Source organism: Mesorhizobium sp. M7A.F.Ca.MR.176.00.0.0 (assembly GCF_004023165.1).
GTDB lineage: Bacteria > Pseudomonadota > Alphaproteobacteria > Rhizobiales > Rhizobiaceae > Mesorhizobium.
The window spans coordinates 18,336-26,030 of sequence record NZ_RZTC01000090.1; the positions used below are offsets into that span (position 1 = coordinate 18,336).

General features: G+C 62.3%; 8 protein-coding genes. 2 read left to right on the plus strand and 6 right to left on the minus strand.

All coding sequences use genetic code 11. The features are described from left to right. The 6 genes from glpX to EOB59_RS25250 all read right to left on the minus strand — a co-directional run. A partial coding sequence (gene glpX / locus EOB59_RS25225; RefSeq protein ID WP_245486748.1) for a class II fructose-bisphosphatase occupies positions 1-736 on the minus strand: 736 nt, incomplete at its 3' end. A 204-nt stretch (positions 737-940) separates the two neighbouring features. Beyond that, entirely contained in the window at positions 941-1,108 is a 168-nt protein-coding gene (locus EOB59_RS25230; RefSeq protein WP_013531988.1) for a Thivi_2564 family membrane protein, read from the minus strand. A gap of 71 nt (positions 1,109-1,179) precedes the next feature. Then, a complete protein-coding gene (locus tag EOB59_RS25235; protein WP_127327460.1) occupies positions 1,180-1,536 on the minus strand; it encodes a hypothetical protein in 357 nt (118 codons plus the stop codon). A 131-nt stretch (positions 1,537-1,667) separates the two neighbouring features. Next, the gene (locus tag EOB59_RS25240; RefSeq protein WP_127398513.1) at positions 1,668-2,981 is read right to left on the minus strand and encodes a homoserine dehydrogenase; all 1,314 of its coding nucleotides are present in this window, start codon (positions 2,979-2,981) and stop codon (positions 1,668-1,670) included. Positions 2,982-3,028: 47 nt separating this feature from the next. Then, complete coding sequence (locus EOB59_RS25245; protein ID WP_023810473.1) at positions 3,029-4,246, minus strand: LL-diaminopimelate aminotransferase; 1,218 nt, start codon at positions 4,244-4,246, stop codon at positions 3,029-3,031. Positions 4,247-4,291: 45 nt separating this feature from the next. Then, the gene (locus EOB59_RS25250; RefSeq protein WP_127269945.1) at positions 4,292-4,684 is read right to left on the minus strand and encodes a hypothetical protein; all 393 of its coding nucleotides are present in this window, start codon (positions 4,682-4,684) and stop codon (positions 4,292-4,294) included. A 97-nt stretch (positions 4,685-4,781) separates the two neighbouring features. Between EOB59_RS25250 and phaC the strand changes: the two genes are divergently transcribed. Beyond that, the gene (gene phaC, locus EOB59_RS25255) at positions 4,782-6,617 is read left to right on the plus strand and encodes a class I poly(R)-hydroxyalkanoic acid synthase (RefSeq protein ID WP_127396079.1); all 1,836 of its coding nucleotides are present in this window, start codon (positions 4,782-4,784) and stop codon (positions 6,615-6,617) included. 216 nt (positions 6,618-6,833) lie between these two features. Beyond that, positions 6,834-7,695, plus strand: an 862-nt coding sequence (locus EOB59_RS25260) for a peptidase M15A (protein ID WP_128289486.1), incomplete at its 3' end; no start/stop codon positions are given.

Consider the following 7,695-nt stretch of genomic DNA (forward strand, 5'->3'; position numbering starts at 1 on the left):
GGATCAGCCTGCCTTGCATCTGGCCGCCGGTGCAGCGCAGCGCGGCAGCGGCCAGCACGCCCTCTGGTGCGCCGCCAGTGCCGAGATAGATGTCGATGCCGGTTTCTTCCGGATCCGTGGTGTGGATGACGCCGGCGACATCGCCATCGCCGATCAGCCGGATCGCGGCACCCGTGGCGCGCACGGCATCGATCAGCCTGGCATGACGTGGCCGGTCGAGAATGCAGGTGGTGATATCCGATATCGCCACGCCCTTCGCCCTGGCGAGGCTGGCGATGTTCTCAGCCGCCGAGGCGTCGATGTCGATGACGCCGTCCGCATAGCCCGGACCGATGGCGATCTTGTCCATGTAGACGTCGGGCGCAAACAGCAGGCTGCCCTTTTCGGCGATCGCGATGACCGCGAGTGCATTGGGCAGGTTCTTGGCGCAAATCGTCGTGCCTTCGAGCGGATCGAGCGCGATATCGACGGCCGGACCTTTGCCGGAGCCGACTTCCTCGCCGATGTAGAGCATCGGCGCCTCGTCGCGCTCGCCTTCGCCGATCACCACAGTGCCCTTGATGGCAAGCCGGTTGAGTTCCTGGCGCATGGCGTCGACTGCGACCTGGTCGGCCGCCTTTTCGTCGCCGCGCCCGCGCAGCCTGGCGGCCGCGACGGCGGCTCGTTCGGTGACGCGCACCAGTTCCATGGTGAGTATCCGGTCAAGGCCGGCGACGATGTTCTGGGCCACATTCATCTGGTGATTTCCTCGTTGGCAATGCGGCCTCCCGCCGGAGGCGGGCCTGTTTTGTCAAACCAGCATGACAACGGCAAGACCTACCGAGGATTTTATCGAATAACCAACAATACCAATCGGTTAAGCCGCATCCTGAAACGATACTGGCCCGATCGCCGTGCGCCGGGCCAGTCTCAAAACGGTAAAAATGGCGGCGTTCGCGGCCTAGAAAACCGCGAGGTATTTGAGCAGTGAAATGATGCCGATGATGATGACGATGACCTGAACTATCTGTCTCATCCGGCCATCGAGCGGCAGGCGTTGAACCAGATAGAGAACGAGGATGATGACGAGGAATGTGATCAGGATGCCGATCAATGCTGATGAAGCCATGGTGCCCTCCTTGAAAGTGATTTGCTGAAAACAAGAGAGTGGGCCGGAAGCCCGGCCCTATCGCGCTGCGGTCAATACCAGCGGCGGGAGGTATCGTTCGTCGATTGACCAATGGCGAAGCCGGCCAGAAAGCCGAGCAGGCCGATCACGCCGACCAAAGCTGTCGTCGTACCTGGATTTTCACGCGCGACCTCCGAAACAGCCTGAGCCTGGCTGCGCAGCTGTTGCGCCGTACGCGAAGCGCGGCTCGCGGCCGTGTCGTACAACTCGGACGCCTGTTCACTGGCGTCGTCGAGCATCTCCGCGCCCCGCGCCGAAATGCTCTTGTTGATCTTGGTGATCTCCTTGCGCAAATCGGCAATCTGCTTTTCCAGCGTCTTCTGGATGTCGTCGATATTAGGGGTGTCGGACTTGTTGGTATCGGCCATGAAGCGGTTCCTCTGGTTGCTGACCAAGAGAACGGCGACGACACCAATTCGTTCCCGCGTGGCGGCTGTCCCCACCAGACCAGACCTCAATGCCTACGGGATTCCTGTCCCGCAGGGCTATCGGGCGAAAGCTACCCTGCCCGCTCGATGCGGATGACCTGCGGCTTGTCGGTCAGATGGCCATCCTTGGTGATGCCATCGACGGCCTTGCGCACAGCAGCCTCCGTCGTCTCGTGGGTGACGAGGATCACCGTCTTCTGTGCCGCCGCCTCGCCATTGACCGCGTGCTGGACGATCGATTCCAATGAAATGTCATTATCGGCCATGCGCTTGGCGATTGCCGCGAAGACGCCGATGCGGTCATGCACGGTCAACCGGATGAAATAGCCGCCGGCATGGCTGCGCATCTGCGCCTTCTTGTAGGGTTTCAGCTCCTTCGCCGGCCGTCCAAAGACCGGACCATGCTGGAAGCCTGGCCGGCTCTTGGCGATGTCGGCGATGTCGCCGATGACGGCCGAGGCGGTGGCGTTGCCGCCGGCACCGGGGCCTGACAGCAGCAGTTCGCCCAGAATGTCGGTCTCGATCGCCACCGCATTGGTGACGCCATGCACCTGCGCGATGACCGATGCCGTCGGCACCATCGTCGGATGCACGCGCTGCTCGATGCCGCTCTCGGTGCGCTGGGCGACACCCAGCAGCTTGATCCGGTAGCCAAGATCGGCGGCCGCGCGGATGTCGGCCTGGGTGATGTTGGAGATACCTTCCATATAGATGTCGTTGGCGGCGATCCTGGTGCCAAAGGCAAGGCTGGTCAGGATCGACAGCTTGTGCGCGGTGTCGTGGCCCTCGATGTCGAACGTCGGATCGGCTTCGGCATAGCCCAGCCGCTGCGCGTCCTGCAGGCAAGCATCGAACGAGATGCCCTCGGCCTCCATGCGCGTCAGGATGTAGTTGCAGGTGCCGTTGAGGATGCCGAACACGCGCGTAACCGAATTTCCGGCCATCGCCTCGCGCATGGTCTTGATGACGGGAATGCCGCCCGCCACCGCCGCCTCATAGTTGAGCAGAACACCCTTTTTCTCGGCGATCTCGGCCAGCGCCACGCCATGCTTGGCCAGCAGCGCCTTGTTGGCGGTGACGACGTGACGGCCGGCTTCGAGTGCCGCTTTCACCGACGAGCGCGCCGGGCCCTCGTCGCCGCCGATCAGTTCGACGAACACGTCGATTTCTGCGGTCTGCGCCATCTTGACCGGATCGTCGAACCACTTTGCCGAGCTCAGATCGACGCCGCGATCGCGCTTCTGGTCGCGCGCCGAGACGGCGGTGACGATCACGTCACGGCCGCACTGGCGGGTCAGTTCCACCGCTTTGTCGCGCAGCACGCGCGCCACCGACGCGCCAACGGTGCCGAGGCCGGCAATTCCAACACGCAATGCTTCAGCCATGTCCGGCGACGTCCCTCAAAGTCAGATCGAATTTGCGTGCGGCAAGCTTACCGGTGAGCGGAGAGCGGCACGACATTGTTGGGCTGCTTGGCGCTGGTCGACAGGAAGCGCTTGATGTTGCGCGCCGCCTGCCGGATCCTGTGCTCGTTCTCGACCAGAGCGACGCGCACGAATTCGTCGCCATGCTCGCCGAAGCCGACACCGGGCGCCACGGCCACGTCGGCATGTTCGATGAGCAGCTTGGAGAATTCGAGCGAGCCGAGATGTCGGAACGGCTCCGGGATTGGCGCCCAGGCGAACATCGATGCCGCCGGTGCCGGAATGGTCCAGCCAGCGCGGCCGAAGGCATCGACCATCACGTCGCGGCGCTTGTGGTAGATGTCGCGCACTTCGGCGATGTCGGCGCCGTCGCCATTGAGCGCATGTGCCGCCGCCACCTGGATCGGCGTGAAGGCGCCGTAATCGAGGTAGGATTTCACCCGCGTCAGCGCCGAGATCAGCCGCTCGTTGCCGACGGCAAAGCCCATGCGCCAACCGGGCATGGAGAAGGTCTTCGACATAGAGGTGAATTCGACGCAAACGTCGATCGCGCCAGGCACCTGCAGCACCGAAGGCGGCGGATTGCCGTCGAAATAGATCTCCGAATAGGCAAGGTCGGACAGGATAATGATGTCGTTCTTCTTGGCGAACGCGACCACATCCTTGTAGAAATCGAGCGAGGCGACCAGCGCCGTCGGGTTCGACGGATAGTTGAGGATCAGCGCCAGCGGCTTCGGGATCGAATGTTTGACCCCGCGCTCGAGCGCCGGGATGAAGCCGTCGTCCGGCTCCACCTGCAGCGAGCGGATGACGCCACCCGACATGATGAAGCCGAAGGCATGGATCGGATAGGTCGGGTTCGGGCACAGGATCACGTCGCCGGGCGCCGTGATCGCCTGCGCCATGTTGGCGAAGCCTTCCTTCGAGCCAAGCGTGGCCACCACTTGCGTGTCGGGGTTGAGCTTCACGCCGAAGCGCCTGCCATAGTAGGCGGCCTGGGCGCGACGCAGGCCCGGAATGCCGCGCGACGAGGAATAGCGATGCGTGCGCGGGTCGCGCACGACCTCGCACAATTTGTCGACGATAGCCTTGGGCGTCGGCAGGTCCGGATTGCCCATGCCGAGGTCGATGATGTCGGCGCCACGCGATCGGGCGCTGGCCTTGAGCCGGTTGACCTGCTCGAACACGTAAGGCGGAAGCCGGCGAACCTTGTGAAATTCTTCCATGGCAGTTCCAGACAGCGAAGGGGGTGTTGGGCGCGCGCTATATACTTATTTGCAGGTAGGGTCGAGGGCGGGGTCGCATTTGGCTTCGATCTGCTTCAGCGTTTCGTCGCCATGCTTCTTGGCCAGATCCGTCAGCGCCGCCTGGTTGGCGACCTTCGGGCCGCCGCCCTTTGCCGCCTGCGCATTCTCATCCGCCTTCAATTGCGCGAGCTTGGCGTTCTTCTCGGCTTCGGTGAACTGAGGCGCCGCCACTTGCGGCTTGATGTTCAGGTTCGGAAAGGTGCCGGTATCCTTCGGCCCCGTACCCGCAGCGACAGGCGTCGGGCCATTCGTGTTGGTGCTCGAGCACCCGGCAATCCCGATGAGGACGATCGCCGCGCCGATGCGGCAAAAATGTCCAGCACCGAAAAAAACAGTTTCGCCAATATTAATCGTCATATTGTTTCCTTGGCAGCCGAGGTAGAGCGAGATTGGCCCGGTCGGATGTCCCATGTTAATATGTCAAGAAAAGGCCTCGGGAGGAACCCCGCCAACCATGTCCAAAACACCCGATTCGGGCAAAGCGGAAGATGACGAGCCTTCGACCGTCGAGCAATATCTGGTGAAGGACCCGGAACGCTTCGCCCTGAACATGGCGCGCATGATCGAGCAGGCCGGCAAGGCCGCTTCCGCCTGGGCCGAGCCGCGCGAAAAAGGCGACGTGCGCGACCATGTCGCTGAGCCCGTTGTCGATATGGTGAAGACCTTTTCCAAGCTCAGCGAATACTGGCTTGCCGATCCGCAGCGCGCGCTGGAAGCGCAGACGCGGCTGTTTTCCGGCTATATGACGGTCTGGGCCAACGCCATTCAGCGCACCAGCAACGCCGCGCAAGACACCGAAGACGCGGTCAAGCCGGAGCGCGGCGACAAGCGGTTCCTCGACCCGGAATGGGGCCGCAACGCCTTCTTCGATTTCCTCAAGCAGGCCTATCTCGTCACCTCGCGCTGGGCGGCCGATCTGGTCGAGCACGCCGAAGGCCTTGACGAGCACACCCGCCACAAGGCCGGCTTTTACGTCAAGCAGGTGTCCAACGCCATCTCGCCGTCGAATTTCATCCTGACCAATCCGGAACTGTTCCGTGAAACCGTCGCGTCGAACGGCGAAAACCTGGTGCGCGGCATGAAGATGCTGGCCGAGGACATCGCCGCCGGCAAGGGCGACCTGAAGCTGCGGCAGGCCGACTACTCGCCCTTCGAGATCGGCAGGAACATCGCCACCACTCCTGGCAAGGTGGTCGGCCGCAGCGACGTCGCCGAAATCATCCAGTACGACCCGGCGACCGAGACGGTGCTCAAGCGGCCCTTGCTGATCTGCCCGCCATGGATCAACAAATTCTACATCCTCGATTTGAACCCGCAGAAATCCTTCATTCGCTGGGCGGTTGAACAGGGCCACACCGTGTTCGTCATCTCCTGGATCAATCCGGACGAGCGCCACGGCACCAAGAGTTGGGAAGCCTATATCCGCGAGGGTCTGCAATACGGCCTCGACACCGTCGAGAAGGCCACCGGCGAACGCGACGTCAACGCGATCGGCTATTGCGTTGGCGGCACGCTTCTGGCGGCGGCACTGGCGCTGATGGCGCAAGAGGGCGACGACCGCATAAAATCGGCTACCTTCTTCACCACGCAGGTCGACTTCACCTATGCAGGCGACCTGAAGGTGTTCGTCGACGAAGAACAGGTCGCCGCTGTGGAAAAGTCGATGAGCGAAAAGGGCTATCTCGACGGCACCAAGATGGCGACCGCCTTCAACATGCTGCGCTCAGGCGACCTGATCTGGCCCTATGTCGTCAACAACTACATGCGCGGCAAGGATCCCCTGCCCTTCGACCTGCTCTACTGGAATGCAGATTCCACCCGCATGGCGGCGGCCAATCACTCTTTCTACCTGCGCAACTGCTATCTCGAGAACAACCTTTCGCAAGGCACGATGGAACTGGCGGGTCACACGGTTTCGCTTGGGGACATCACCATCCCGGTCTACAACCTCGCCTCCAAGGAAGATCACATCGCGCCGGCGCTTTCGGTGTTCCTCGGTTCGAAATATTTCGGCGGCACGGTCGAGTATGTGATGGCCGGGTCGGGCCATATCGCAGGGGTCGTCAATCCGCCGGCATCCAACAAATACCAGTACTGGACCGGGGGTACGCCGACGGGCGACTTCAGCCAGTGGATAGCCAATGCCACCGACCATCCAGGATCCTGGTGGCCGCACTGGCAAGACTGGATAGAGGCCAAGGACAACACCCGCGTGCCTGCCCGCAAACCGGGCAAGCATATGAAAACCTTGGGTGATGCTCCCGGCACCTATGTGAAAGTACGTGTGTAACGGACTGTAATGTGTGGTGAGTTGACGGACCGCCAAAAGCGGGCGAAATGGTGTCGTCAACCATCAAGCGGCCGTAATTCGGCAATCACCGCAAAAATACTTTCAGGCTTGCGGATTTGACACAGGTCTCGTTTCCGGATCGGAGACAAAGGTCACCTTGGCATCGACGCATGCGTGTGGCGCCAAGGATATACCGACCGGACATCGAGGGGGAATTTGACTTTGAAATCAGCAGGATGGAGCCTCGCAAAGGGAGAACGCCGCGCCATTGTGGCAGCGCTCTGCTCCTTGCTTCTGGCCTCCTGCACTTCGGCTGGCGACCCGACAATGTCGGTCGGAATGCCCGGTTACAATGCCACCGCATCGGATATGAATGCTGCCTCAAGTGGCAAGTCGGCCGCTGTCACCGATTCGTCCGAGGTCACGACCGAGCAGACGACCGTGATGACGGCGAGCGATACGGCGCTGCCTGAAAAAGTCGCCTACGTGCCTATGTCCAAACCGGGAGCTGCCTTTCCGCTGACCACGCCGGCGGGCGCCGAAACCATCGTTGGAAACACGCCGCAATCGCTGACGCAGCAGGCACAGACCGCGCAGCAAACCGACGCGGTCGCCCAGCAGATTGCCGCGGTCGACGGCGACGTGGCGGCGCCGAAGCCCGCTGCCGCTCCGGCCATGAACAACCCGGTCTATGTGACGGCTGGCGAGATGCCGCAGGCCGAAGCACCAAAGAAGAAAGGCTTCCTCGCCTCGATGTTTGGCGCAACGCCAGCCTCGGCGACACCAACCCCCATCATCAGCAACGCCCGAACGGGCGAGCAGCCCCTGGCGCAGGCAAAAGCGACGCCAGCAGCGGCAAAGCCGATCATCACGCTGGCCTCGGCCAGTTCCACGGCCAAGCCGGTGCAACTGGCTTCGCTCGGTGGCGATAGCGGTCACATCACCGGCAGCGATGCCCTGCCCGGCGTGCGCCAGACGGCCCTGTTCGAGATCAAGCGCAAGTCCGGCCTCGACGACGAAAGCGACGTCGACCTCAACGAGGATGAGGGGCCAATCGGCGGCTCCTATCAGGTCTGTC